Consider the following 26,313-nt stretch of genomic DNA (forward strand, 5'->3'; position numbering starts at 1 on the left):
GTCATCTCTGCCATGGCGCGTGCCCACTTATCTATAAGGAGCCACGATGATCCTGAACACATTTAATCTTGAAGGCAAAGTGGCCATGATTACCGGCTGTAACACCGGTCTTGGTCAGGGAATGGCGCTTGGGCTGGCCCAGGCAGGATGCGATATTATTGGTGTTAATCGCTCCTCTGCCAGCGAGACTGCACAAAAAGTCATGGCCACCGGGCGACGGTTTGTCAGCATCACGGCAGACCTTTCCGACAGCCATTGCCTTGAGAGCGTGATGGATCAGGCGCTGACCGCCTGCCCACAGTTAGATATTTTGGTCAACAATGCCGGGATTATTCGCCGGGCAGACGCGCTCGACTTCAGCGAACGTGACTGGGATGACGTAATGAACGTTAACAGCAAGACATTGTTTTTCCTCTCACAGGCGGTAGCCCGCCAGTTTGTTCGCCAGGGGCGTGGGGGTAAAATCATCAATATCGCTTCAATGCTCTCTTATCAGGGGGGGATCCGGGTGCCGTCCTACACGGCGTCAAAAAGCGCCGTGATGGGGCTCACGCGCCTGATGGCCAATGAATGGGCGCAGTATGGCATCAACGTCAATGCCATCGCCCCCGGTTATATGGCCACCAATAACACGGAACAGCTACGCGACGATGAAGACAGGAATCAGCAAATTCTGGATCGCATCCCTGCCGGACGCTGGGGTCAAAGTGACGATATGATGGGCCCGGTGGTATTTCTCGCCTCTGCGGCCGCTGACTACGTCAATGGCTATACGCTGGCGGTAGACGGTGGCTGGCTGGCACGTTAATGCGCTGCGGTGAACAAAAGCCGCTCACGCTTTGTTCACCGCACGATTAATGCCAAATTATTTATCTTTCGTTACAGCGTCACATATTTATTCTACTGTATATATTCCCTATACTGGATGCATTGACAGTTATGCAGCCAGGTACTCCCATGACGGCCGAAGGCCATCTTATTTTTGCCATCGCCAGTGCAATTTTTGCGAAACGTGCCGAACTCACTCCCGTTCTGGCCAGCGCAGACTGGTGGCACATTATCCCCGCTACGTTGCTGACCTGCCTGTTGCCCGATATCGACCATCCGAAGTCGTTTCTGGGCCAGCGCCTGAGGTGGCTATCGCATCCTATCGCCCGTGCGTTTGGCCACCGGGGGTTCACCCACAGCCTGCTGGCAGTCGTCGGGGGCGTTGCCCTGTTGCAGTTAAAGCTCCCAGACGCCTGGCTGATTCCAGCGGATGCTTTTCAGGGGATGGTGCTGGGTTATCTGAGCCACATCGTCGCCGACATGCTGACACCCGCTGGCGTGCCGCTGCTCTGGCCCTGTCGCTGGCGCTTTCGTTTGCCCGTGCTGAACAGCCAAAAAGGCAATCAGCTGGAGCGCGCCCTGTGCCTGGTTTTAGTCGGCTATGCCATCTGGTTCCCCCCCAGCTCGCTACCTTTTGGTGCATCCGGCTGGACAAACCAGGTGGTCAGCTCCGCGCAATATCACATTGAGCGATTAATTAATAAACGAAGGGTTGATTAAGTGTTCAAATAACACCGAAAAGTTATAAATAATTCCATCTGGATATAAGGCTGCACCATAAGTAGCTGATACCATTCCGCCACTGTTTTTACTTTCTGCGCGTCAAAAATTAATTGTCACCAGCATGGCGACATTGTAGTCCGTATTTATTGGGAGAAAATGGGAATGAACTTTCCGCTAATCATTAACCTTGTGGCGTTTGTCGCCCTGCTGCTGCTGGTAGCAAAAACCGGTCGCACAGGTTGGAGCCTGTCAAAGAAAGTGCTGTTCGGTCTGGTGATCGGGGTACTGTTCGGGCTGGCCCTTCACGCGATCTACGGCGAAAACAGCCCGATCATTAAAGAGTCGGTCAGCTGGTTTAACCTCGTCGGTAACGGCTATGTTCAGCTGTTACAAATGATTGTTATGCCGCTGGTATTTGCCTCTATCCTCAGCGCAGTTGCCCGTCTGCACAACGCGTCATCACTGGGTAAAATCAGCCTGCTGACGATTGGTGTTCTGCTGTTCACTACCGCGATTTCAGCGGCAGTCGGGATCTTTGTTACCTGGCTGTTTGGCCTGAATGCCAGTGGACTGGTGCAGGGTGTGCAGGAAAGTGCGCGTCTGGCTGCGATCCAAAATAATTACGTCGGCAAAGTTGCTGACCTCAGTGCGCCGCAGCTGTTGCTCTCTTTTGTTCCGAAGAATCCGTTTGCCGATCTGACCGGTGCCAATCCGACGTCAATTATCAGCGTGGTGATCTTCGCGGCCTTCCTCGGTGTTGCCGCGCTGCAACTGCTGAAGGATGATGCCGAAAAAGGTCAGCGTGTTCTGAAAGCCATCGATACGCTGCAAGCGTGGGTGATGAAGCTGGTCCGCCTGATTATGAAGCTGACGCCGTACGGCGTGCTGGCGCTGATGACCAAAGTCGTCGCCACATCCAACCTCAGCGACATTATTAAACTGGGTAGCTTCGTGCTGGCATCCTATCTTGGCCTGGCGATTATGTTCGCCGTGCACGCCCTGCTGCTGTCGGTTAACGGTGTAAATCCACTGCGCTTCTTCCGCAAAGTGTGGCCAGTGATTACCTTTGCGTTCACCAGCCGTTCCAGTGCCGCCACTATCCCGCTGAGCGTTGAGGCTCAAACCCGCCGTCTGGGTATTCCTGAATCCATCGCCAGCTTTGCCGCCTCATTCGGTGCCACTATCGGTCAGAACGGCTGTGCCGGTCTCTATCCGACCATGCTGGCAGTGATGGTTGCGCCAACCGTTGGCATCAACCCGTTCGAACCGATGTGGATTGCCACGTTGATAGGCATTGTCACCCTCAGTTCTGCGGGTGTGGCAGGCGTTGGCGGCGGTGCCACCTTTGCTGCTCTGATCGTACTGCCGGCGATGGGCCTGCCTGTCACCCTGGTCGCTTTGCTGATCTCCATCGAACCGCTGATCGATATGGGGCGTACTGCGCTGAACGTTAACGGCTCCATGACTGCCGGAACGCTGACCAGTCAGTGGCTGAAGCAAACGGATAAGAAGATTTTGAATACCGATGCGGATAACGAAGCCGAATTAGCTCACCGTTAATTGCCGTTTACGGGCCGGTATCCTGCCGGCCCTTTTTTATTTCCTGCCATCAATTTGACTTATCCCTCCATTTTGCAGGCGTATACCGCTCACTGTTCTATAGTTACTGGTACCCGAAAGCCCGTCACTGGAGCAGTGTATTATGTCAAAAAAAAACGAACGCCCGGATAGCGGCCACCTTTCCTCACCTGCCAACACTAAAGTTGATGCACTTGACCCCTTTCGCAAGAGCGGAAAAAATCAGCCCCTGACCACCAATCAGGGCACGCGGATCGCGGATGACCAGAATTCACTGCGCGCAGGGACTCGAGGCCCAACCCTGCTCGAAGACTTCATTCTGCGCGAAAAAATCACCCATTTTGACCATGAGCGAATTCCGGAAAGGGTTGTTCATGCGCGCGGTTCGGCTGCACATGGTTATTTCCAGCCCTACCGTGATATGAGTGATATCACTAAAGCCAGTTTTCTGACCTCACTTGATACTGTTACCCCCGTTTTTGTCCGTTTCTCAACGGTTCAGGGCGGGGCGGGTTCCGCCGATACCGTGCGCGATATTCGCGGTTTCGCCACCAAGTTTTATACCGATGAAGGTGTCTTCGACTTAGTGGGTAACAATACCCCGGTTTTCTTCATTCAGGATGCGCACAAATTCCCTGACTTTGTCCATGCAGTGAAGCCCGAACCGCATAATGAAATGCCGCAAGGCGGTAGCGCTCATGACAGTTTCTGGGATTATGTCTCGCTTCAGCCCGAGACCCTGCACAATGTTATGTGGGCAATGTCCGACCGTGGCATCCCGCGCAGCTATCGCACTATGGAAGGTTTTGGTATTCACACCTTCCGCTTTATCAATGCCGCAGGTCACGCCACCTTTGTGCGTTTTCACTGGAAACCGGTGGCAGGTAAAGCGTCACTGCTATGGGATGAATCCCAGAAACTCAGCGGCCGCGATCCGGATTTCCATCGTCGTGATCTGTGGGAGTCTATTGAGGCCGGTGATTTCCCTGAGTACGAACTGGGCGTACAGCTGGTAGAAGAGAGCGATGAGTTTGCTTTTGATTTTGATCTGCTGGATGCCACCAAGCTGATCCCTGAAGAACTGGTCCCCGTAGAGCTGATTGGCAAGATGGTACTGAACCGTAACCCGGATAACTTCTTCGCCGAAACTGAACAGGTCGCCTTCCATCCAGGCCATATCGTTCCTGGCATGGACTTCACCAATGACCCGTTGCTTCAGGGACGCCTTTTTTCTTACACCGATACGCAAATCAGTCGTCTTGGTGGGCCTAACTTCCACGAAATTCCCATCAATCGCCCGGTGTGTCCTTATCACAACTTTCAGCGTCAGGGTATGCATCGCATGGATATCGATACCAACCCGGCCAACTACGAACCTAACTCGATTAATGACAACTGGCCGAGGGAAACCCCTCCTGCGGCTCAGCGGGGTGGATTCGAAAGCTACCAGGAACGCATTGAAGGTCATAAAGTCCGTGAGCGCAGCCCCACATTTGATGAGCATTACTCTCAGCCACGGCTGTTCTGGCTCAGCCAGATGCCCGTAGAACAGCAGCACATTATTGAAGCCTTCTCCTTTGAATTAAGTAAGGTGAGCCGTAGTGCTATCCGCGAACGCGTGGTGGATCAGCTGACGCATATTGATATCTCTCTCGCCACCGGTGTGGCTGAACATCTGGGTGTGACGCTGTCCGATGAGCAGATGCAGACCGCCCCTCCTAAGGACATTAATGGTCTGAAAAAAGATGCCAGCCTGAGCCTTTATGCTGTTCCCAGCGGCAATATCAAAGGCCGGCAGGTTGCTCTGCTTGTCAGCGATGGCGTTGATGCTGCTGATACGCTGGCTATTTTTCTGGCACTTAAACAACATGGCGTACATGCAAAACTGCTGGCGGCGCACATGGGCGAGGTAACCGCCAGCGATGGTTCCTCACTTCCCGTGGATGGCACCTTTAGCGCGTTGCCCTCACTCGCTTTTGATGCTGTCATCGTTCCGGATGGCAATATCGATGCGCTGCTGCTGCGCGGCGATGCGTGCTATTTCCTTCTGGAGGCTTATAAACACCTGAAAGTGATCGGTCTGAGTGGAGATGCACGGCGCTTTGCGGCGCACTTTGGTCTGACTGACGACGAACAGGAGGAAGGCATTATTACGGAAAGCAAAGCGGAAGGTAAATTAATGAGCGATTTTGTCGCGGCACTGGCGATGCACCGCATCTGGTCACGCAGCCAGAAAGCATTAAGTGTTCCGGCATAAACGACAGAAGAAAACTCCGTATAAAAAAAGGCCACCGAAGTGGCCTCTTTTTATTCAGACAATCTGCTACTGATTAACCTGAGGATCGGTATCGTACTCTTTACAGCTCTGGAAGCCGTAGTTCATTACGCGACCGGTGTCAGCGTAGCTAACGAAGTAGGTTTGCTGCTTGCCGTCACGTTCACCCAACACATAGGTCTGGCACGTACCACGCGCATGTACCATCGTAATTTCGGTTGATGGTGGGCCGGCAATATCACGAACCTGCTGACGCGTCATACCTTTTTTCACATCCTGTACGACTGGTTTCGTCGCATAGCTTTCAGCGCGGTCGTAAGCTGTACAACCAGATAACACAGCCAGTGCTACTGCGGCACCTATCAATCCCGTCATTTTACGCATTTATTCTTCCTCGTGTCTTATCCGTGTAACGTTAAGCCTGGAATAGAAATACAGATTTTTCAACTTTTTGGCGTCAAATTATTATCAGTTACCTCCGTAGGGTGCTTATAATCTACAGATTGAGAATGAACATTCGCACTGACTATCCTGATCTGCGTCATCCGCGTTTACAGGACCGTTTTACCTGACAGTGGAGCACCAGTGAGCCTACAAACAGAAGCCCGTGATGCCCGCCATCGTCTGCGCCAGGATGAAATCATTATCGCCGCCCGTCGCTGTTTCCGTCAGCATGGTTTTCATGCCGCCAGTATGGCGCAACTGGCCACTGAAGCGCAGTTGAGTGTCGGCCAGATTTATCGTTATTTCACCAATAAAGATGCGATTATCCAGGAAATCGTGAAGCGAATTATTGACTCCCGTGTGCAGGAGATGCTCGCCACCAGCAGCAATATTCATCTGGCAAGGATGCTGGCATGGCGTGAAGCTCAGGATGAAGATGATGAAGCGCTGATGGTGGAAGTGGCTGCCGAAGCCACCCGTAACCCGCGCGTGGCACAAATGATAGCTGATGCTGATGAGCGCATGTTCAGCCATGCCTGTCAGAAAGTTGCCCGCCTGCATCCCGAATTCAGTGCCGAACGGGTTCGGGCCAGCGTCGAGATCCTCGCCGTGATGGTTGAAGGCACCTCTTATCGTCGGCTGACACCGCAAAAAGCCTCACCCGAGCGCCTCTACACCTTATATCAACACATTAACGACCTTCTTTTTAAATCAGAGGAATCATGACACCTGTACACCCCAAACGTCTTGGCTATGCCATCACGCTCGGACTGCTGGCGGCCCTGGGCCCGCTTTGCATCGACCTCTATCTGCCCGCTCTGCCAGAGTTGGCCACGGACCTGAACACCCCAACGGCCACTGCCCAGTTGAGCCTGACCGCCGGGTTGCTTGGCCTCGGTCTTGGGCAGCTGTTTTTTGGCCCCTTGAGTGATAAATATGGCCGCATTCGTCCTTTGCTGCTGTCACTGGTATTGCTGCTGGTGGCATCGATCGGCTGTGCGCTGGCGCAGGATATCCACCAGCTTCTGCTGGCACGCCTGTTTGAAGGATTGTCCGGCGCCGGCGGCGCGGTTCTGTCACGTGCTATCGCTCGCGATATGTATAGCGGGCACGAGTTAACCCGCTTCTTCGCCCTGTTGATGCTGGTGAACGGACTGGCCCCGATTGCCGCCCCGGTGATGGGTGGCGCACTGATGGCCTTCCTCGACTGGCGGGGCCTGTTTATGGTCATCGCACTCATCGCACTGCTGCTGTTTATTCTGGCACGTATCAAGCTGCATGAAACTCTGCCCCCGGAACGACGTAGCCAGGGCAGTATCTTCTCTGCGTGGGCCGCCTTAGGTCAGGTGGTCACTCATCGTCCGTTTATGGGATTCTGCCTGACTCAGGGCTTTATGATGTCCGGCATGTTCGCTTACATCGGCGCCTCCCCTTTCGTGTTGCAACAAATCTACCAACTGTCGCCGCAGGCCTTCAGTTTATGTTTTGCTGCGAACGGTGTCGGCCTGATAATTGCATCACAGGTCAGTGCCCGTCTCTGCCCGCTTTGGGGTGAATACCGGGTGCTGAAAGGTGGTCTGACACTGGCGTTTATCTCATCCAGTAGTTTGCTGCTGGCAGGTTTAAGCGGCGCGGCTCTGCCGCTGGTGCTGGTCGCGCTGTTCTTTAGCGTGGCCAGTAACGGGGTCATTTCCGTCACCGCGTCATCGCTGGCGATGCAAAGCCAGGGTCACCGGGCGGGCAGCGCCTCAGCGGTGATTGGCGTCACCATGTTTACCCTGGGCGGCATCAGCGTGCCGGTAACTGGCATTGGCGGCACATCGGTACTGACCATGACCGCCACCATATTCGGTTGCTATATGCTGGCCATATTGATGTTTACCCTGCTGGCAGTGAAACCGAAAAACGCCTGATATATCAGCGTGTGGCGCGAATAAGTATTTGTTGTTTCGCGCCATGCAGGTTAGCTTTAACAGACAAAAATGCATCTGGCCGCCGTCTGTCGGCGCTGAATCTGAGGAGAGGTCAATGGCTTTGCAACAGGACATTATCAAGGCGCTGGGCGTCAAACCCACTATTGATGCCCGTGAAGAAGTTCGCACCAGCGTAGAGTTTCTCAAGTCGTATCTGAAAACCTATCCGTTCCTGAAAACGCTCGTGCTGGGGATCAGCGGCGGTCAGGACTCTACGTTAACCGGAAAACTGTGTCAGACCGCCATCAACGAACTGCGTGACGAAACCGGCGATACGACTTACCAGTTTATCGCCGTACGTCTGCCGCACGGCATTCAGGCTGACGAGCAAGATTGCCAGGATGCGATTACGTTTATCCAGCCAGACCGCGTACTGACAGTTAACATCAAGGCGGCGGTGCAGGCCAGCGAGCAGGCACTGCGCGAGGCAGGTATTACGCTGTCTGATTTTATTCGTGGTAATGAGAAAGCCCGTGAGCGTATGAAAGCTCAGTACAGCATCGCGGGGATGACAGCAGGTGTGGTGGTCGGTACCGATCATGCTGCCGAAGCGGTCACTGGATTTTTCACCAAGTATGGCGATGGCGGTACGGACATTAACCCGATTTTCCGTCTCAACAAAGGCCAGGGAAAACAGCTATTGAAAGCGCTGGGTTGCCCGGAACATCTCTATCTGAAACAGCCTACGGCCGACCTGGAAGATGACCGTCCAGGTTTGCAGGATGAAGTCGCGCTGGGCGTGACCTATGAGATGATCGATCGTTATCTTCAAGGCGAAACGATCGATGCCAGCGCGGCGAAAACCATTGAAAGCTGGTATCTGAAAACGGAGCATAAACGTCGCCCACCGATTACCGTCTTCGACGATTTCTGGAAGAAATAACCCTCAGCGGGGCGGCATCCTGCCACCCCGCTGCTTTTTCATCCCTGCATTCACTGCTACACTGTACAAGTAACCAGTAAGTGGAGTCGTGAGTGACAAAAAAAATAGCCAGCCGTCGCCCTGTTTTCGAGGCAGAAACCCTCTACCAATACCCCGAGCAACTCCGTCCGTGGCTTTCCAGTCTCCCCGCCCTGCCCGGTGTGTATACCTTCCACGGCGAAAGCGACAGACTGCCGCTCTATATCGGCAAAAGTGTCAATATCCGCAGCCGCGTGCTGTCGCACCTGCGCACCCCAGCCGAGGCAAGAATGCTGTATCAGGCCAGGCGCATCAGTTTTATTCCTACCGCCGGAGAGATGGGCGCTCTGTTGCTGGAAGCACAGATGATCAAGCTACAGCAACCGCTGTTTAATAAGCGCCTGCGCAAAAACCGCCAGCTCTGCGCACTGCAAATCCGTGAGGGTCGGCCCGACGTAGTCTATGCCAAAGAGGTCGATTTTTCCCATACATCGAATCTGTTTGGTCTGTATGCACATCGCCGCGCTGCGCTGGCTACGCTGCAGAAGATCGCCGATGAACAACAGCTCTGTTACGGCCTGCTGGGTCTGGAGCCGTTAAGCAAAGGACGAGCCTGCTTTCGTTTTGCCCTGAAGCGCTGTGCAGGTGCCTGCTGCGGTAAAGAGCCACCCGAGGAACATCAGCAGCGTTTACTGGCCGCGCTGGAAGCCGTACGGCTTCAGTGCTGGCCATGGCCTGGCGCAGTGGCGGTGATTGAAGAGGGAGAGATGCAAAAGCAGATACATGTGATCAATAACTGGCTGTATCTGGGATCGGTCAGCGAACTGGAAGACGCCGTCGCACTGTGCAAAACGCCGCCAGGATTTGACAGCGATGGCTACAAAATCCTTTGCAAACCGCTGCTCTCGGGCAAACTGCCCGTGATCCCCCTGCCCCTGTAAACAAAACCGCCGACGCTGACCACCGCCATTCAGGCAAGGTGGGCAACGTCGGCGGTCTCCAATCTATGTCAGCGAGGTTTAGTCGTCTGCAGGAAGCATTTTACCTTCATGCTGTGGTTTTTCTGTCAGACGTTTCTCAAAATTCTGATTAAACTGTTTTTTCTGCTCAGGAGTCAGCACGTTATACAGTTTGTTCTGCGTTTCCAGCATCGACAGTGCGCGCGCTTTGCCGTTCGCCGACATCTCCGTTGCCTGGGCTTCCGCTTTAGTCCGGTCGAAGCTGTCTGCTGCGATAATGCTGTGTATCGCACGACGCTCTTCCAGGGAAGGACGCTCCATCTCTTTGTGCGACTCTTTCATAATGGTGCGCATCTGTTGTTTCTGCGCATCCGTCAAATTCAGCCCCTTGAACATTTCATGCATACCGCCATGGCGTGGTGGCTTATGCATCATCGGTTTTTCAGCGCCCGCTGGCGGGGGGGTTAAGGTATCCGCTGCGGCATGAACGATACCAGCAGTACCCAAGGCCAGTGTAGCGGCTACAACGAAAGAAGATAATTTACGCATAATATTGTCCTTATATTTCAGTCTGTGGCAATTCAGTTGTCGTGATGTCGAAAGCAAGTTTACGACGCTGAACGTCAAGTACTCAGAGGCAGAGTAAAGCCGTGAAAGCATAAAAGACAATCTATCGCCAATCATGGAGACAATGCGAAGGATTCGGTGAGGAATTGCAAAAGAGTATGAATTTACGGGGATTTATGCAGAGATTATGGAGAAGTGTAATACGGAAGGCAGAATAGCGGAAGGAAAAAGTTAGCGTCTTTACCTGTTACTGTGCAATGAACCACACCAGCAGAGCGCAATAAAAGTGCGACCGTGGTCCGGCCGCATTCTATCGCATTCCCTTAGGGTAACGTCGATCCCAGCGCCTCGTTATGCGCACTGTCTTCCACCAGCATCAGCCCGGCGCGTAAGCCCGTGGCGACAGCAGGGTTCGGGAACAGAACAAATTCCCGCGCCTGCTGGACGTAATAGCGCTTATCGCCATCTTCCGCCAACAGCGCCCCCTGCGGGAAAGCGGTGAAGTTCAGCGTCTCAGGACTCATATGTAATACAAATTTTTCGGAAAGCCGGGTAATTTGCTGTGACACGCGATAGCGGCGTGGCGGCTCTGCCACCTCAGGTAATGCGCCGCCGCTGATCAATGCGTGCAGCGCCTGCGCAGAAGCCGCAAACTGGCTCAGATCGTTCTCACCGAAGGGTAACGCTTTACCCAGTTCCAGCGTACAGCTGGCAGCCTGGAAATGCTGATTACTGTAATGCGTAAACGTCCCGCCCGGTGCCCGGTGAAACACCAGTGCATCCAGTCCGGCAGCGGCCAGCCAGTCCATAAAGGTTTCAGGCCACGGCGTCTCACGCAGCGGCATCACACCGAAACGGGTGTGATACGAACCACGGATTGCCGTGTGCATGTCGATATGCCAGCGCACCTCTTCATATTCACCCGCCTGCCAGAAGTTTTCCATTGCCTGCTCCAGCCGCCAGGCACGACGCGCTTCGGGGCAATCCTCATACTGCTGCCAGCGGCCGCCAAACATGCGGTTCATGTCGCCGTGCAGATAACGCTTATTCTGGCGCAGCGCAGCCGGATTGCCGTAAATCACCAGCAAGCGGGTTAACAGCGGCTGCTCACCGCGCAACAGCGGCTCGAGAAGCTGCTCGAGGATCTCTACGGGGGCCGTTTCATTACCATGAATGCCCGCGGAGACCACCAGCGCCATCGACACCGTCTCATTCGGCGTCAGTTCAAGAATACCCACGTCAATCCAGCGCCAGCTCAGATGCGCATTCTGCCCTTCCGAATGCGCAGGGCTGTGCCCGTTGAGGGTTAATGTGAGGAAATCCTGCATCGATACTCCTTAGAATAATCGCCGTTCAGCCCTGACAGGCCGGAGAAGATCTCCGGCCCTGCGATCATCGCTTTACTGCTGAAAACGGTACACATTGCCTAAGTTTAGCAGCTTCGTCAGCTCTTCGAGTGCTTCGCGTCCTTCGCGCAGCAAATGAGGGTCGGCAAGGTCAGCCTGCGACAGCCGATCGCGGTAGTGACGCTCCACCCAGGCATTGAGGGTCGCGAATAACCGATCGTTCATCATGACCGCCGGATTAACTGCCGCCTGCTGCTGTGCATTCAGCACCACACGCAGTCGCAAACAGGCCGGGCCGCCGCCGTTGCACATACTTTCACGCAGGTCGAACACCTTCAGTTCATCAATCACGCCGCCGCTGGCCGCCAGCTCCGTCAGATATGACCAGACGCCGGCCTGACGCCGTGCTTCATCAGGCAGCACCAGTAACATCTTGCCATCGTCCTTACTTAACAGCTGGCTGTTAAACAGATAGGTTGCCACCGCATCCGCCACACTGACGCGCTCGTCAGGCACTTCAATCGCGATAAATCCTGGTATTTTTTCGGCCAGTTCAGCCAGCAGCTGCGGCTGGTGTAAGAACGCCTGCTGATGGCAAAACAGCGCGTGCTGGTTGCTGACCGCAATCACGTCGTTATGAAACACGCCCTGATCGATCACCGCCGGATTCTGCTGGGCAAACACCGTGCGCGCCGCATCAAGCTGATGCAGGCGGCTTACCGCTTCGCTGGCTTCACGCGTCTGACGCGCCGGGTAGCGCGTTGGAGCCTCGCCACCGTTCAGCTCGGCACGACCATAGACAAACATCTGCACACCGGCCTCACCATAACCCCGGCTAAAGCGGTTATGATTTGCCGCCCCTTCGTCACCGAACATTGCCACCTGAGGTAAAGCATCGTGCACGCTGAAGTGCTCAGGATCGCGGAAGATAGCCCGCAGCAGCGCGCCTGTCGTTGGCGCTTCCATGGCGCGGTGGAATTTATTATTCAGGTTCGCCACGGTGAGGTGCACGCGACCATCGGCGCTGTCGGCTGATGGCGAAACCGTGGCAGCATTAGCCACCCACATCGCTGAGGCGGAACTGGCGGCAGACAGCAGGGCCGGATTCTGTTTGGCCGCCTGCGCCAGCACCTGTTCATCGCTGCCGCTGAAGCCAATCTGGCGCAACGCCGCAATATTGGGGCGCTCATGCGGTGGGATCACGCCCTGGGCAAAGCCCATATCGGCCAGGGCTTTCATCTTCATCAACCCCTGCAACGCCGCCAACTTCGGGTTGGAGACCTGGTGCTGATAACGCGTTGAGGCCTCATTACCAAACGACAGTCCCGCGTAATGATGCGTCAGACCCGGTAAACCATCGAAATTCACTTCACGGGCGCTCATGGCGTTTCTCCCTGTGCACTAAAATCCAGACCCGGTGACAGGCTGGCGGGCAGCGTTAAGTCAGGCGATTCCAGTGACGCCATCGGCCATGCGCAGTAATCCGCAGCATACCAGGCGCTGGCACGATGGTTACCTGAGGCACCCACTCCGCCAAACGGTGCTGTACTCGCCGCCCCGGTCAGCGGTTTGTTCCAGTTCACAATCCCTGCGCGTGCTTCGATCAACAGGCGTTCAAATTTGTCGCGCTGCGGCGAAATCAACCCGCATGCCAGCCCGTAGCGGGTGTGATTAGCGAGTCGGATTGCGCGGTCAAAATCGTCATAGCGAATCACCGCCAGCAGCGGACCAAAGACTTCTTCATCCGGCAAATTTTGCAGCCCGGTCACATCAATAATTCCCGGTGTCAGAATGGCACTGCTGCGATCCGGCCACTGCATCGGCAGCAACACCCTGCCCCCCGCATCAATACGTGCCTGCCACTCGCTGAAGATCTTCTCTGCCGCCGGGATTGAGATCACACTGCCCATAAAAGGCTGAGGCTCATCGTTCCAGCGACCGGTACGAATTTTTGCCGCCACCGCCACCAGACGGTCGAGGAACGCATCCCCGGCGGCGCCACGTTTCACCAGCAGACGACGTGCGCAGGTACAGCGCTGTCCGGCACTGATAAAGGCCGACTGAATGGCAATATGCACAGCGGCATCGATATCATCGGGATCTTCAACGATCAACGGGTTATTGCCGCCCATCTCCAGCGCCAGCATTTTTTCCGGCTGTCCGGCCAGCTGGCGGTGCAGCTGATAACCGGTTGCAGCGCTGCCGGTAAACAGGACACCGTCCACCTGAGGTTCCTGCGCCAGCGCCTGTCCGGTCTCTCGGCCGCCCTGCACCAGATTAAACACGCCGCCCGGCAGCCCGGCACTCAGCCATAATTTTCCCGTCAGCTCAGCCGTCATCGGTGTCAGCTCGCTGGGTTTGAATACCACGCAGTTGCCCGCCAGCAAGGCGGGAACGATATGACCATTGGGCAGATGACCCGGGAAGTTATACGGGCCAAAGACCGCCATCACCCCGTGCGGACGGTGGCGCAGCGAACTTTCGCCTTCCGCCTGTTCACCGGTGCGGGCATGCCAGGCGCGCAGCGAAATCGCCACTTTATTGATCATCGCCTGCACTTCTGTCTGCGTTTCCCAGCGCGGTTTTCCGGTTTCACGCGAGATGGTTTCACTCAGTTCAACTTTGTTTTTTTCCAGCAACACGGCAAATTTCTCCGCGATGGCCTGGCGCTCAGAGAACGGGCGGCGTGCCCAGGCCGGAAAAGCGGCACGTGCCGCTTCACAGGCCGAGGTCACCTGTGCGGCCGTTGCGGCTTTACCCTGCCATAACAGTTCACCGCTGACCGGATCGATTTTACTGACGTTATCACCACCACCGGTCAGCCACTGACCATTAATACAGTGCGTCATGCTTTTTTCTCCTCACGACTAAGGGTAACCACCCGCAGGTTATCACCCGGCTGGCACCCTAAAATGTCGGCCTGAGCGGCCGTAATACGGATGGTGTCACCCTGCGGATCGGCAGGCAGCAACATCACACGGAACTGTTGATAGTTTTCATTGGACACCAGGCACAGCGGCAGCGCGTCATCTTGCTCCTCACTGAACAAAGCCGTCTGCAAACGGCTTTTTCGGATCGCGCGGACGCGATCAATGTCGCACTCCAGCGTCGGGCCGCCGTCGAAAATATCGACGTAATTCTGGAAGTGAAAACCTTCGGCTTCCAGCACGGCACGCGCAGGCGCAGTATGCGGATGGACCTGCCCAATCACGGACTTTGCCTCATCCGACAGGTAATCGATATACAGCGGATGCTTCGGCATCAGCTCGGCAATAAAGGCTTTTTGCCCGGTGCCGCACAGATAGTCAGCATCGGAAAATGACATCGAGAAGAAGCGACTGCCCACGCTGTCCCAGAAGGGCGATTGCCCCTGTTCATCAATCACACCCCGCATTTCGGCCACCACTTTCTGCATAAAGTGCTGGCGGAATCCGGCCATAAACAGAAAGCGTGATTTTGATAGCAGATAGCCGTTTTTCCCGTTTCGGTAATCCGGGTCAAGAAACAGTGTGCACAGTTCGCTGCTGCCCGTGTGGTCGTTGCTTAACGACAGCGTGGGCAACATATTGTAAACATTCAGCTCTTTCGAGGCGTGCACCTGAGTACCGACGCGAAAGTTGTACCACGGGTCCTGCAGACCCACCGCCACTTCAATGGCGCAGATACCCACGGCCTTTTTGCTCTCACTGTCTGCCAGTACAAATACGTATCCCTGTTCTGCACGCGGCAGTTTTCCCTGCCAGGTTAAAAGTGAACGATCGATACGTGCTGATAGCGTGTCACTGTCAGCAGGCAGCGAGGTCAACCCCCCGCCGGTTTTCCCGGCGAGGTACATTAACTGCGCCAGATCGTCTCGTTCAACGGGACGAATATACATCATGCGCGGGCTCCTTCAGTGACGGCGAGGCAGGCACGTTCAAAGCGCGCCAGCCCCTCCTCAACTTCCTGCCGGGTGATGATCAGCGACGGAGCAAAACGCACCACGCTGGCACCCGCGATTAACACCATCAACCCTTCACGGGCGGCAGCCTGATTAATCAGTTTCGCCTTGCCGCTATAGTCCTGATTAAGCACACAGCCAATTAACAGCCCCAGTCCGCGGATTTCACTGAACAGCTGCAAGCGCTGGTTGATGGCATTCAGTCCGTCAACAAACCACCGATGGCGTTCTGCCACGCCTGCCAGCACTTCCGGGCGATTGATCAGTTCCATCACCTTGCCACCCACTGCGCCTGCCAATGGATTGCCGCCGTAGGTGGTGCCATGACTGCCCACATTCAGGTGCTCAGCCAGGGTTTCCGTCGTCAGCATCGCGCCAATCGGGAAGCCGCCACCCAGTGCTTTCGCGGTGCTCAGCACATCCGGTGTGACGCCATAATGCATATAGGCATACAGCGATCCGGTTCGGCCCACCCCGGTCTGGACTTCATCGAAAATCAGCAGCGCACCGTGTTTATCACACAGTTCGCGCAGACCACGCAGGAAGGCCGGCTCGGCCGGAACCACACCGCCCTCACCCTGAATCGGCTCGACAATCACTGCACAGGTCTGGTCGTTAATCAACGCAGCAGCCGATGCCAGATCGTTGTACACCGCGTGCTGAATGCCCTGCGGCAGCGGTGCAAAATCTTTCGAGTAGGCCGGCTGGCCCCCCGCGGAAACCGTAAACAGCGTGCGCCCATGAAACGCATTGTTAAATGCCACAATACCGCTTTTCTGCGAGTGGCCATGATCCATCGCCACCTTACGCGCCAGCTTCAGTGCCGCTTCATTCGCTTCCGCACCGGAGTTACAAAAGAACGCCCTGTCGGCAAACGTGGCATCAATAAGCTGTTTGGCCAGCCGCAGAATGGGTTCATTGGTGTAACCATTCCCGGTATGCCACAACAGTGCTGCCTGCTGCTGTAACGCAAGCTGCAAGTCGGGATGCGCATGGCCGAGGGCATTGACCGCAATACCGCCGGCAAAGTCGATATATGACTTCCCTTCCTGATCCCACAGCGTCGAACCTTCTGCTTTTACCGGAACAAAGCTGGCCGGGGCATAGGTGGGAACAATCCATTGATCGAAGTTTTCACGGGTCACTGACGGTTGCATATCGGCCTCGTTTTGCACATTCCCCGCCTCAGGCAGGGTGAATTAAAAGTTTAAAAAATGTTAATGAGATGATTCATTGCAGCTCTACTGTAGATTGCACGCCGCGTGCCATCCAGAGAAAAAAATGCATAAACCGTTCTCAACCACCAAATATCAATGAGTTACATCATTAGCCTATTCATTGTTAATGCATAGAAAGTGAATAACAATCTGAACAACCTGCCTTTACAGCACAATAAAAAGCAGAATTATGCAGTGGTAAAATAAAATATCGAATGTGTGATCAATGCCGGGATTTGGTTTTAAAAAGAGTCAGTTAACGCCCCAAAAGACGTCAACCGCACCAAAATGGCGCGCAGTGAGGGTGCATAACAGTAAAAGAAGCGGTTGAGTGGATTTTCATTCCCCTGCTGATAATCCCCTCTTTTATTATTATGGTTGAAAGTTATTTCACAGCGGATAATAGTCTTTATTTACATATGGACATTTCATGTTAATGAAAATGAATTCCTGTAATTAAACTATGGAAAAAACATGAAAAACAAACGTTCAAAAAATAAGCCAATGCAATTTTTAATATAAGATAAAATTATCCAGGAATAAAGAAACCCTATAGTTAAAATAACTGTAAGCTATTGAGTTAAAATAAAATAAATTAAATAAGTCATACACAGAGCGAGAGTGTCCGTATAAAATACAGACAGAATTAAAAATGAAAATGCATTGCACTGGTTTTCATTTATCTGGGCTAAAAGCTGATATTACATTTTGTTACCAATATTTGGTTTTTATGACACACTTACCTGTGTCATTTTTCATTCCGCACGATTTGACAAAACATTATAAATTTAAAGAACAGGGATTATTTAATGATGAAGCATTCTTTTCTGGCTTTAACGGTATCTGCATTACTGGCTTCCACTGCGGCCCAGGCTGCCGAAATCTACAATAAAGATGGCAATAAACTGGACCTGAACGGCAAGATCAACGTCGGGCACCTGTTCTCGGATGACATCAATAACGATGGTGACGTGTCTTATGCGCGCTTCGGTTTCAAAGGTGAAACCAAGATCAGCGATGAGTTAACGGGTTATGGGCAATGGCAGTACAACTTCCAGCTGAACAAATCTGAAGGGTCGGATGCATTAAGCGGCGATAAAACCCGCCTTGGTTTCGCCGGCCTGAAGTACGGTAAATGGGGTTCATTCGACTACGGTCGTAACTATGGCCTGGTGTACGATGCGCTGGCCTGGACCGATATGCTGCCTAAATTCGGCGGTGATTCCGGTTATGCCGATGTGTTCCTCTCAACCCGTGCTACCGGTGTCGCGACCTGGCGTAATACGAATTTCTTCGGTCTGGTCGACGGTCTGAACGTTGCGGTACAGTACCAGGGTAAAAATGAACGTACCGACGGCAACGCCGTGCGTCGTTCAAATGGCGATGGTTACGCCACATCGGTCAGTTGGACGGCCGATTCTGGTTTCGGCATTGTCGGCAGCTATGCCAACCTGGGCCGTACCGGAACACAAAACAATGCCACCTTCGGTAAAGGTGATCGCGCAGAGCACTGGGCAACGGCAATCAAATATGATGCTAACCAGATTTACCTGGCCGCGATGTACGGTAACACGCACAACGCCACGCCAATTACGGGTGGCTTTGCCAACAAGGCGGTGAATTTTGAAGCTATCGCCCAGTATCAGTTCCTGAATGGTTTCCGCCCTTCTCTGGCGTATGTCAGCTCACGTGGTAAAGACATTGAGAACGTGGGTGATGCCGATATCGTTAAATATGCCTCTGCGGGTGCGAACTACTACTTCAACAAAAACTTCCTGGTCTATGCCGAGTACAAATTCAATCTGCTGAAGGATAACAATCCGTTAGCGCTGGCGGATGATGATGTGGCGGGTGTGGGTCTGAACTATCAGTTCTGATGGGGAAATCGGACCAAAACAGGCAGGGTTTAACACTGACAGCGGGCACGCTCTTGCGGTGATGAAGCCAGTTTGAGGTAAGCCGGACGTCACGCGGCAGGGATGCCGCGAGCCGAGGCACGCAAGGAGGTGTTTTTTGCCAATCCGGCGTGCTCAAACTGACCCCATACCTGAAGCCGACCCACCCGCCCGCAAATCCCTCACGTCAACCGATAACGGCAGTCCGGTCGTGGCGTATCCGGCAATTCTTCTTCCAGATTCATTTCCCGCAGATTAATCTCAATATTGGTGCACATCGCATCCAGCGGCAGATGGTTGTTGGCAAAACCAAACGGCATCTCCAGCTCTTCCGCCAGCGTGTCCAGCGACAGGAAGGTATAAGCAATAAACACCGATACCAGCGGCGTCATGTAGTGTAAGTCCGGCACCAGCGCAAACGGCAACAGCGTACAGAACAGATATACCGTTCTGTGCAGCAGCAAACCATAGGCAAACGGCACGGGCATACTCGCCAGACGCTCACATCCGCCCAGCACCTGTGACAGCTGATTAATATTGCTGTCCATATGCATATAGAGAATGTCGGACAGGTTACCGCGGCGGCGCTGGTCGGCCAGCCACTGCGACAGTTGCAGCTCAATGAAATTGGTCGGCGAACGACGTTTCAGCACTTCATCCGCTTCATCCCCGAGGTAACGACGCAGATCCTCACGGGCATCACTGTGGCGCAACTGATGCTTGAGGCTATAAGAGAACGCCAGCAGCAACGATGTGACACGCGGCGCATCAGCGGGCGAAATCGCCAGTGCCAGACGTTGTAACGTGCGGCAGGCAATCAGCAGATTGCCCCAGAACATACGCGCTTCAATAAAGCGGCCAAAGCAGACGCTGTTACGAAAACCCAAAAATACCGCAATGGAAACCCCCAGCAGGCTGAACGGTGCCAGCGTCAGCTTGATACCCAGCGTTTCATACCAGTCGAGACAGAAAATAGCGATCAGGGACATCAGCAGATTAAGCGTTAAGCGGAACCAGATTCCGGGTAATACCGAACCGTGCCAGGCGAACAGGCGGATAAACCAGTGACTATTAGGACGGATGATCATGATGTGCAGGCGAGTGAGATTTTTCGCAGATTGTGCAGAAAATTCCCGCGCCTGAGAAGTGGTTTTTTGTGACTTTAGTCACATATATTTCGAGACAGTGTATTGACAAAAATCACGTTTTCAGCCGATAGCAGAATCCCCTGTATTCAAGGGGACATCAGGTCGAAACTCCCGGTATCCGCAGGCTGTAACGTGACGGGTTGCGCCAGTTTTAGCGTGATCCAGTTAGAAGTCACGCGCTGCTGCTTACTGTCTTCCAGCGTGACCGACAGATGATATTCATTGCTGGCCCCTTCGCTGCTGTCCCACGCCGGAGCGATAATACTCCAGCCGTTAGGGCTCGCATTATCTGCCGGAGGTGTCAGGCTCAATGCCTGCGTATCCCCCTGCCAGCTCACCGCTTTAATCGCATTGCTGTTACGAACCTGTAATTTCAGCGCCAGTGTTTCACCCGGCTGCACCTGCCACGGTGGCGTGGCGAGGAAGACTGACAGCGTTTTACGCTGGCGGAACTCCATCACCGGGGAATTATTGCGGTTAACCTGATCGTAACGGCTCCCGCTTAACGACTTCGCCGCCGCGACATTGCTGGCCGAAAGCTGCTGGCTCAGCGCCACACCAATGCGGTAATTCATCTTCAACGCAAACTGGTCCTGTGACTCTCCACCATCGCCCTCTTTATGGCTGGCAGAGAGGGTAAACAGCGGCACTGGCGTGTAATTAACGCCCAGGGAAACCGCCGTCGGGTTTGCCGTTGCATTGCCACTGTTAAACAGATCGATATGATTGCCGAGATACTGCTCGTAACTCAGGCTAACCCCTAACTGGCGGTAAAAGGGCAGATACCCCTGTGTAGTGATGTCATAACCGCGCGCCATCCGCATCTGTGTTGTGCTGTTGTGATTACGCCAGCCCGATAGCGGATGATAATAATTGGCGGAAAAACGCAGATACTCTCCCCAGGCTTCTGCCCCCAGAGAACCGCGCTGCTGGTGGGTAGTGAGCACATCGTCAACGAACGCGTTATACCCCACACGCCAGCTCCCGGCGATCCAACGCTGGCCCAGCCCGGCGTTGCCTACAGTGCCATATTCCGTTTGCTCCACCCCTAACTGGCTGAAAGTCAGATACTGATAATTGTCCTGCCACGGCGTCATCAACTGAGCGGAGGTGCCATTAAAACTCCCGGCATCATCTACGGCCAGCGACACGCTGGCGCGGCCATAAGGTGACAGAAGCAGTTCACCTTCACTGGCGGCACGCTCGCTGGCGGCAGTACGGAACTGATTAAACGCCCACTGACCGGCTTCCTCACGCAGCGATTTATCACTGTCGTTGTTCATGCTGGCTTCACCGATGCTTTTTGCCGCCTCAGCGATTTTCTGTGCCAGCCCGTTATCATGATCGGTGATACCCATACCCGGCAGCTGTTGCTGCATCTGCCGGAAACGACCGGGATCATCAAAGGGAGCATCGGGTACGCGTGTGGACTCATCAAAAGCACGTGCCGCCGTGATCGGCAGGCCGATCACGGCAAGGGAAAACATCAGGCTGGAAACGTGGGACAAATAACGACTAAATAGAATCATAAGCTCAAAGCAATATTTTTTATCTGCGCGAGTGTGAGTTTGTTCACAAAATCATACAACTAACCTTAGCACAGAATCCCTTCCCAACGCGAAAATCGGGCGGCCCGCGCGAAGGACCGCCCAAAAACTTACAGTGCTCGCCAGATCAAGACGGCGATACCACCGAACAGCAGCCATTTGATCACATAATATATCGGCTTATTCCACGCCTTCAGGCGTTTCCCGACCTTGCGCACCGCATAGAGATATTTGAACACCCGGTTAATGCCCCCGGTACGGTCACTGTTATTATTGGGGGCCGCAGCCGCACCCACCAGATGACGGCCAAGCCAGTGATTCACTGCCTGCGTCCAACGCCAGATCATCGGCCGCTCAATATCGCAAAACAGGATCAATCGAGGCTGCCCGCTGTGATTCTCAGCATAGTGAATATAGGTTTCATCAAACACCACACCCTCGCCGTCACGCCAGCTGTAACGTTCACCATCCACTTCAATAAAGCAGCGGTCATCATTCGGGGTGATCAAGCCAAGGTGGTAGCGCAGCGATCCGGCATACGGATCGCGGTGGCGCGGCAGGCGGCTGCCGTCCGGGAGTGAGGCAAACATGGCGGCTTTGATCGATGGAATACCGCGCAACAGCGCGGTGGTACGCGGGCAGAGAGACATCGCAGAGGGATGTGCCTCGTCATACCATTTCAGATAAAAGCGTTTCCAACCGGTTCTAAAAAACGAGTTAAACCCGGCATCGTTATAGCGGTCCGAGGCTTTAATCTGCTCTGACGCTAGCAGCGCCTCGCCTTCGTCACGAATCGACTGCCAGTTGTCACGCAGCTCAGCAAGCTCGGGGAAGTGATGAGGTGAAAGAAAGGGCGTGGTGGGAATGCGGGAAAACAGATACATAAAACAGTTAAGGGGAGCGACAAAGGTAGAATGGTCAGCCAGCTGACGCCAGAAACCGTAACGAACCTTCCCTCTCCAGTGCACATACAGTACGGTAATTATCCACATCAATAAAATGAAGTATTTCATGTTGCTCTACTCGTCAGGTGACCGGGATCATCCTGTGATCCCGTAGATAAATGTCAGCATGTGTCAGGCAGGCGAAGACGACTTTTCGCCGGGTAGTGCATGACCGGAGAGAGTATAAAGACTTTTCGGCGGAGCAGAATGACGGTGGCACGAATGGAACAAAATCGGCCACCGCAACGCATCAGGACATAATCAGACCACCGTCGACGTTGATCGTCTGCCCGGTAATATAGCGTGCATCATCAGAGGCGAGGAAAGCCACCAGCCCGGCAACATCGTCCGGCTGCCCCGCGCGTTTTAACGGAATACCCTGCACCCATTCCGCCATCAGCTCGCCTTTGCCATATTTTTTACTGTCGGTACTAAGGATTTCACCCCATACGCGGTCATTGTAATCCCACATTTCGCTTTCGATAATGCCGGGACAAAACGCGTTGACGGTGATATTCCACGGTGCCAGCTCCTGTGACAGGCTCTGCGTAATCCCGATCACTCCCATCTTGCTGGCGGCATAATGCGGCGTATAGATAAAGCCCTGACGCCCCTGCCCTGACGATGTATTGATCAGGCTACCGGACTGCTGTTTCACCATATACTTCGCGGCTTCGCGGCAGCAAAGCCAGACGCCCGTGGTATTCACCGCAAGGATTTTATCGAAGTCAGCTTTGGGCATTTTGTCGAACGTGTCGATGGTGATCACTCCGGCGTTCTGGATCGACACGTCAATCGTCCCGAAACGTTCCGCAGCCTGGCGATACAACCCCTGCACCTGCTCTTCATCGGTGACATCCACCTGCAATGCCAGAATCTCACTGCCCCAGGCGGCTTTTATCCGATCAGCGGTTTCAAACACGCGCTCGGCGTTGGAGACCATCACCAGGTTTGCACCGTCTCTGGCAAAACGTTCGGCAATACCCGCCCCAATACCGCGACATGCTCCCGTGATCACCACGGTTTTATTACTGAAATTACGTTTCATCTGTTGCTCCTTTATGACGGGTCAGGCATGCCTGACCCCTACGGAATTCGGTACAAAGCTGTGAAGCCATTCTGTGTTGTAGGGGCGGGTCAGGCGTGCCTGACCCCTACGGAATTCGGTACAAAGCTGTGACGCCATTCTGTGTTGTAGGGGCGGGTCAGGCATGCCTGACCCCTACGGGATTCGATACAAAGCTGTGACGCCATTCTGTGTTGTAGGGGCGGGCAGGCGTGCCTGACCCCTACGGAATTCGATACAAAGCTGTGACGCCATTCTGTGTTGTAGGGGCAGGCAGGCATGCCTGACCCCTACGGAAATCGGTACCTGGCCGTAACAGCCTTCTGTGTTGTAGGGGCGAGGCATGCCTCGCCCGACCAAACCACACTGCACGGCAGTTAACGCGACGGCTGCCACAGGGTACGTTTCACCGCATCCTGCCAGCCCAGCCAGCTCTGTTGGCAACGTTCATGGCGGCCCGGATCGGGCTGCCAGAGATCATGTTCTGGTATCAGCGCCAGCAGTTGTTCGTCATTAAGCTGGCCGAGCGTCCGTCGTGCCAGTAGCCCGGCACCGAGCGCCGACAGCTCTGGCGTACTGCTGCGGGCCACCGGGCAACCCAACAGATCAGCCTGAAACTGCATCAGCCACGGATTTTGCGTGGGGCCACCATCCACCATCAGTGTCTCCAGACGGAATCCCGGGTGAAGGCGCATGGCCTCAATCACATCGGCAATCTGGTAGGCAATCGCTTCCAGTGACGCACGGATCAAATGTGCTGGCGTTACGCCCCGGCTGAGCCCACAAATCACGCCGCGCGCCTGGTCATCCCACCAGGGAGCGCCGGTTCCGGTCAGCGCCGGAACAAAATAGACGCCGAGAGTCGAATCGATACTGGCGGGCAGCTCATGTAGCGCGCGGCTCAGCACCAGACCTTTACCATCGGTCAGTCCGGTCGCCTGCGCCATCCACGCCACGCCGTCCCCAGTATGAGGAATATTGCCTTCAAGACCGTAAACCAGCCGCTGGCCATCATGCCAGGCCACGGTGGTTGCCAGCGAGGTGATACTGGTATCCGCCTGGCCCAGAGGTGCCATCACCGACGATCCGGTGCCATAGGTGGCTTTCACCCCGCCCGGTGCCCCCAGTCCGTGACCGTACAATGCGGCATGGGAATCCCCGACCATGGCCATGATGGGCAGCCCATCGGGAATACCGGCCAGACCGAGGGTCACGCCAAACAGGCTACCTGAGGGGCAAATTTCCGGCAGCGCGGCACGCGGGATGCCAAACAGCGCCAGCATCGATTCATCCCAGCCGCCGCTGTGCAGATTTAACAGCTGGGTACGTGATGCATTCGAGGTATCGCAGCGGAACTGCTGCCCGCCGCTCAGGTTCCATAGCAGCCAGGCATCGATGGTACCGAGGCAAATCTCGCCGCTGTCGGCACGCGAATGCCCCTCCGGCGTGTTATCCAGCAGCCAGCGCATTTTCGATGCTGAAAACAGCGGTGCCACCGGTAACCCGGTAATGGCACGGATCAGCCCCTCCTGATTATCGCGTTTGAGCCGATCGCAGAAGACACCTGAGCGTGAACACTGCCAGGTCAGCGCAGGCCCAATAGGGCGACCACTGTGGCGCTCCCAGCCGATGGCCGTCTCGCGCTGATTGCTGATGGCCAGTGCCGCCACCCGATTTTCGCCCACGGTGTTGAGCACTTCGCGCAGCACCGTCAGCGATGCGTTAAGCAGCGTGAGTCCATCCTGTTCAACCCAGCCCGGCTGCGGCGTGGCAACCGTGAGCGGGCGGGACGCTTTTGCCACCACTTCACCGCGAGCATCAATCGCCACCGCTTTCACATTGCTGGTCCCTTCATCCAGCGCAACAATCAGTTCTCTAGCCATGGCTGACCTCAGAGAGAGGCGCGGCCGCCTGCTTTTTTTCATGGCGACGCATCAACACCACTTTGCTTTGCAGCTTCTGCTGGAACTGGTCGATGACAACGGCGGTGACAATCACCAGCCCTTTGATCACCATCTGCCAGAAATCGCTGACGCCCATCATCACCATGCCATCGGCCAGGAAGACAATCACAAAGGCACCGATGATCGATCCGGACACACGTCCGCGTCCCCCGGCCAGTGCCGTACCACCAAGCACCGTGGCCCCAATGGCATCCATCTCAAACATATTCCCGGTCATCGGATGCGCAGTTTGCAGCTGCGACGCCACCACCAGCCCGACCAGCGCGGCACACAGACCGGAAAAGGCGTAGACAAAGACTTTCACTTTGATAATCGGCACACCGGCCAGACGGGCGGCAGATTCATTGCCACCCGCCGCATAGATATAGCGGCCCAGCGGCGTTTTACGCGTGATATACAGCCCAATCAGCAGGAAACCGATCATCAGCCAGATCGGAAAGTAGACGCCAAGGAAGCTGCCCGAACCAAGCAGTGAAAACCCGGTATTGCCCAACTGCGGCACGCCAACCAGGTTGGCGTAGGTGCTGCCGTCGTTAAACAGCAGCGCCGCGCCGCGGGCGATATACATCATGCCGAGCGTACAGATAAAGGGCGCGACGCCAAGACGGGTGATCACCGTACCGTTGATCAACCCCAGCACCACCCCGAACAACGCCACCGCGAGGATCACTTCCGGGACGTTAAGAAACAACACCTGTCCGCCCCAGAGAGGGACACCGCTGGTCAGCAGCGCCCCGGCCACCATTCCACAAATGCCCGCCACCGCCCCAACGGAGAGGTCAATCCCGCCCGTCAGAATCACCAGCGTCATGCCAATCGCCAGCAGGCCGGTGATCGCCACGTGCTGCGTCATAATCAGCACATTGGACAGGGTCAGGAAGTTCGGCACCATCACACTGAAAAAGCCCACCACAATCAGCAAGGCAATAAACGTTCTGGCTTTCAGCAGGTACATATACAGCAGATATTTTTGATTCATTTTTTCTTCCTCAAGCCCG

General features: G+C 54.7%; 21 protein-coding genes and 1 pseudogene. 9 read left to right on the plus strand and 13 right to left on the minus strand.

The window, feature by feature from the left end; genetic code table 11:
- Positions 1-46: 46 nt before the first annotated feature.
- From kduD to katE, 4 genes and pseudogenes are all read left to right on the plus strand, one after another.
- The gene (gene kduD, locus FY046_RS14020; RefSeq protein WP_133845323.1) at positions 47-808 is read left to right on the plus strand and encodes a 2-dehydro-3-deoxy-D-gluconate 5-dehydrogenase KduD; all 762 of its coding nucleotides are present in this window, start codon (positions 47-49) and stop codon (positions 806-808) included.
- A 149-nt stretch (positions 809-957) separates the two neighbouring features.
- On the plus strand, positions 958-1,548 hold the full coding sequence (locus FY046_RS14025; RefSeq protein ID WP_133845325.1) for a metal-dependent hydrolase: 591 nt from the start codon (positions 958-960) through the stop codon (positions 1,546-1,548).
- A gap of 165 nt (positions 1,549-1,713) precedes the next feature.
- Positions 1,714-3,111 (plus strand): L-cystine transporter, encoded by a 1,398-nt coding sequence (locus FY046_RS14030; protein WP_133845327.1) that lies wholly within the window; start codon positions 1,714-1,716, stop codon positions 3,109-3,111.
- A 145-nt stretch (positions 3,112-3,256) separates the two neighbouring features.
- Positions 3,257-5,386: pseudogene (katE, locus tag FY046_RS14035) on the plus strand (catalase HPII); the annotation flags it as partial.
- A 66-nt stretch (positions 5,387-5,452) separates the two neighbouring features.
- Here katE and osmE read toward each other — a convergent pair.
- Positions 5,453-5,788, minus strand: a complete 336-nt coding sequence (gene osmE, locus FY046_RS14040; protein WP_133845331.1) for an osmotically-inducible lipoprotein OsmE — start codon at positions 5,786-5,788, stop codon at positions 5,453-5,455.
- A 201-nt stretch (positions 5,789-5,989) separates the two neighbouring features.
- Between osmE and FY046_RS14045 the strand changes: the two genes are divergently transcribed.
- The 4 genes from FY046_RS14045 (at position 5,990) to cho (ending at position 9,663) form a co-directional block, all read left to right on the plus strand.
- Positions 5,990-6,574, plus strand: coding sequence for a TetR/AcrR family transcriptional regulator (locus FY046_RS14045; protein WP_159337224.1), 585 nt, complete (start codon positions 5,990-5,992; stop codon positions 6,572-6,574).
- Positions 6,571-7,761 carry a multidrug effflux MFS transporter gene (locus tag FY046_RS14050; protein ID WP_133845335.1) on the plus strand — a complete coding sequence of 397 codons (1,191 nt, stop codon included), beginning with the start codon at positions 6,571-6,573 and terminating at the stop codon, positions 7,759-7,761. Before FY046_RS14045 ends, FY046_RS14050 begins: the two co-directional genes overlap by 4 nt.
- A gap of 115 nt (positions 7,762-7,876) precedes the next feature.
- Positions 7,877-8,704, plus strand: coding sequence for an ammonia-dependent NAD(+) synthetase (gene nadE, locus FY046_RS14055; RefSeq protein WP_133845336.1), 828 nt, complete (start codon positions 7,877-7,879; stop codon positions 8,702-8,704).
- Between the two features lie 92 nt (positions 8,705-8,796).
- Entirely contained in the window at positions 8,797-9,663 is an 867-nt protein-coding gene (gene cho, locus FY046_RS14060; protein WP_133845338.1) for an excinuclease Cho, read from the plus strand.
- A 78-nt stretch (positions 9,664-9,741) separates the two neighbouring features.
- Here the strand turns inward: cho and spy are convergent, their stop codons facing one another.
- From spy to FY046_RS14090, 6 genes are all read right to left on the minus strand, one after another.
- Positions 9,742-10,230 (minus strand): ATP-independent periplasmic protein-refolding chaperone Spy, encoded by a 489-nt coding sequence (gene spy, locus FY046_RS14065; RefSeq protein ID WP_167864589.1) that lies wholly within the window; start codon positions 10,228-10,230, stop codon positions 9,742-9,744.
- A gap of 341 nt (positions 10,231-10,571) precedes the next feature.
- Positions 10,572-11,576, minus strand: a complete 1,005-nt coding sequence (gene astE / locus FY046_RS14070; RefSeq protein WP_133845342.1) for a succinylglutamate desuccinylase — start codon at positions 11,574-11,576, stop codon at positions 10,572-10,574.
- Positions 11,577-11,648: 72 nt separating this feature from the next.
- Complete coding sequence (gene astB, locus FY046_RS14075) at positions 11,649-12,977, minus strand: N-succinylarginine dihydrolase (RefSeq protein WP_446186183.1); 1,329 nt, start codon at positions 12,975-12,977, stop codon at positions 11,649-11,651.
- Positions 12,974-14,443 carry a succinylglutamate-semialdehyde dehydrogenase gene (astD, locus tag FY046_RS14080; RefSeq protein WP_133845346.1) on the minus strand — a complete coding sequence of 490 codons (1,470 nt, stop codon included), beginning with the start codon at positions 14,441-14,443 and terminating at the stop codon, positions 12,974-12,976. The genes astB and astD overlap by 4 nt, the downstream gene beginning before the upstream one ends.
- The gene (gene astA / locus FY046_RS14085) at positions 14,440-15,474 is read right to left on the minus strand and encodes an arginine N-succinyltransferase (protein WP_133845348.1); all 1,035 of its coding nucleotides are present in this window, start codon (positions 15,472-15,474) and stop codon (positions 14,440-14,442) included. The genes astD and astA overlap by 4 nt, the downstream gene beginning before the upstream one ends.
- The gene (locus FY046_RS14090; protein ID WP_133845473.1) at positions 15,471-16,691 is read right to left on the minus strand and encodes an aspartate aminotransferase family protein; all 1,221 of its coding nucleotides are present in this window, start codon (positions 16,689-16,691) and stop codon (positions 15,471-15,473) included. Before FY046_RS14090 ends, astA begins: the two co-directional genes overlap by 4 nt.
- A gap of 869 nt (positions 16,692-17,560) precedes the next feature.
- Here FY046_RS14090 and FY046_RS14095 point away from each other — a divergent pair.
- Complete coding sequence (locus FY046_RS14095) at positions 17,561-18,628, plus strand: porin (RefSeq protein WP_159337228.1); 1,068 nt, start codon at positions 17,561-17,563, stop codon at positions 18,626-18,628.
- A 200-nt stretch (positions 18,629-18,828) separates the two neighbouring features.
- On the opposite strand, the gene FY046_RS14100 is transcribed toward FY046_RS14095, so the two are convergent.
- The 6 genes from FY046_RS14100 to FY046_RS14125 form a co-directional block, all read right to left on the minus strand.
- A complete protein-coding gene (locus FY046_RS14100) occupies positions 18,829-19,734 on the minus strand; it encodes a bestrophin family protein (protein ID WP_133845352.1) in 906 nt (301 codons plus the stop codon).
- Between the two features lie 146 nt (positions 19,735-19,880).
- On the minus strand, positions 19,881-21,323 hold the full coding sequence (locus tag FY046_RS14105; RefSeq protein WP_133845354.1) for a YchO/YchP family invasin: 1,443 nt from the start codon (positions 21,321-21,323) through the stop codon (positions 19,881-19,883).
- 128 nt (positions 21,324-21,451) lie between these two features.
- Positions 21,452-22,354 carry a lipid A hydroxylase LpxO gene (gene lpxO, locus FY046_RS14110; protein WP_159337229.1) on the minus strand — a complete coding sequence of 301 codons (903 nt, stop codon included), beginning with the start codon at positions 22,352-22,354 and terminating at the stop codon, positions 21,452-21,454.
- A gap of 181 nt (positions 22,355-22,535) precedes the next feature.
- Positions 22,536-23,333 (minus strand): SDR family oxidoreductase, encoded by a 798-nt coding sequence (locus FY046_RS14115; protein ID WP_133845358.1) that lies wholly within the window; start codon positions 23,331-23,333, stop codon positions 22,536-22,538.
- Positions 23,334-23,728: 395 nt separating this feature from the next.
- Positions 23,729-25,234: an FGGY family carbohydrate kinase gene (locus FY046_RS14120; protein WP_159337230.1), complete on the minus strand. Its 1,506-nt coding sequence runs from the start codon at positions 25,232-25,234 to the stop codon at positions 23,729-23,731.
- Positions 25,227-26,294, minus strand: a complete 1,068-nt coding sequence (locus FY046_RS14125) for an ABC transporter permease (RefSeq protein WP_133845363.1) — start codon at positions 26,292-26,294, stop codon at positions 25,227-25,229. The genes FY046_RS14120 and FY046_RS14125 overlap by 8 nt, the downstream gene beginning before the upstream one ends.
- Between the last annotated feature and the right edge of the window lie 19 nt (positions 26,295-26,313).

The organism is Erwinia sp. 1181_3, from assembly GCF_052824965.1.

What these genes read in the sequence shown, in the direction of transcription:
- astA (WP_133845348.1), bottom strand. Translation starts at nt 15,474, where the DNA reads ATGATGTATATTCGTCCCGTTGAACGAGACGATCTGGCGCAGTTAATG.
- FY046_RS14100 (WP_133845352.1), bottom strand. Translation starts at nt 19,734, where the DNA reads ATGATCATCCGTCCTAATAGTCACTGGTTTATCCGCCTGTTCGCCTGG.
- FY046_RS14115 (WP_133845358.1), bottom strand. Translation starts at nt 23,333, where the DNA reads ATGAAACGTAATTTCAGTAATAAAACCGTGGTGATCACGGGAGCATGT.
- lpxO (WP_159337229.1), bottom strand. Translation starts at nt 22,354, where the DNA reads ATGAAATACTTCATTTTATTGATGTGGATAATTACCGTACTGTATGTG.
- osmE (WP_133845331.1), bottom strand. Translation starts at nt 5,788, where the DNA reads ATGCGTAAAATGACGGGATTGATAGGTGCCGCAGTAGCACTGGCTGTG.
- FY046_RS14050 (WP_133845335.1), top strand. Translation starts at nt 6,571, where the DNA reads ATGACACCTGTACACCCCAAACGTCTTGGCTATGCCATCACGCTCGGA.
- spy (WP_167864589.1), bottom strand. Translation starts at nt 10,230, where the DNA reads ATGCGTAAATTATCTTCTTTCGTTGTAGCCGCTACACTGGCCTTGGGT.
- FY046_RS14090 (WP_133845473.1), bottom strand. Translation starts at nt 16,691, where the DNA reads ATGCAACCGTCAGTGACCCGTGAAAACTTCGATCAATGGATTGTTCCC.
- FY046_RS14030 (WP_133845327.1), top strand. Translation starts at nt 1,714, where the DNA reads ATGAACTTTCCGCTAATCATTAACCTTGTGGCGTTTGTCGCCCTGCTG.
- astB (WP_446186183.1), bottom strand. Translation starts at nt 12,977, where the DNA reads ATGAGCGCCCGTGAAGTGAATTTCGATGGTTTACCGGGTCTGACGCAT.
- astE (WP_133845342.1), bottom strand. Translation starts at nt 11,576, where the DNA reads ATGCAGGATTTCCTCACATTAACCCTCAACGGGCACAGCCCTGCGCAT.
- nadE (WP_133845336.1), top strand. Translation starts at nt 7,877, where the DNA reads ATGGCTTTGCAACAGGACATTATCAAGGCGCTGGGCGTCAAACCCACT.
- FY046_RS14025 (WP_133845325.1), top strand. Translation starts at nt 958, where the DNA reads ATGACGGCCGAAGGCCATCTTATTTTTGCCATCGCCAGTGCAATTTTT.
- FY046_RS14095 (WP_159337228.1), top strand. Translation starts at nt 17,561, where the DNA reads ATGATGAAGCATTCTTTTCTGGCTTTAACGGTATCTGCATTACTGGCT.
- FY046_RS14125 (WP_133845363.1), bottom strand. Translation starts at nt 26,294, where the DNA reads ATGAATCAAAAATATCTGCTGTATATGTACCTGCTGAAAGCCAGAACG.
- FY046_RS14105 (WP_133845354.1), bottom strand. Translation starts at nt 21,323, where the DNA reads ATGATTCTATTTAGTCGTTATTTGTCCCACGTTTCCAGCCTGATGTTT.
- astD (WP_133845346.1), bottom strand. Translation starts at nt 14,443, where the DNA reads ATGACGCACTGTATTAATGGTCAGTGGCTGACCGGTGGTGGTGATAAC.
- kduD (WP_133845323.1), top strand. Translation starts at nt 47, where the DNA reads ATGATCCTGAACACATTTAATCTTGAAGGCAAAGTGGCCATGATTACC.
- FY046_RS14120 (WP_159337230.1), bottom strand. Translation starts at nt 25,234, where the DNA reads ATGGCTAGAGAACTGATTGTTGCGCTGGATGAAGGGACCAGCAATGTG.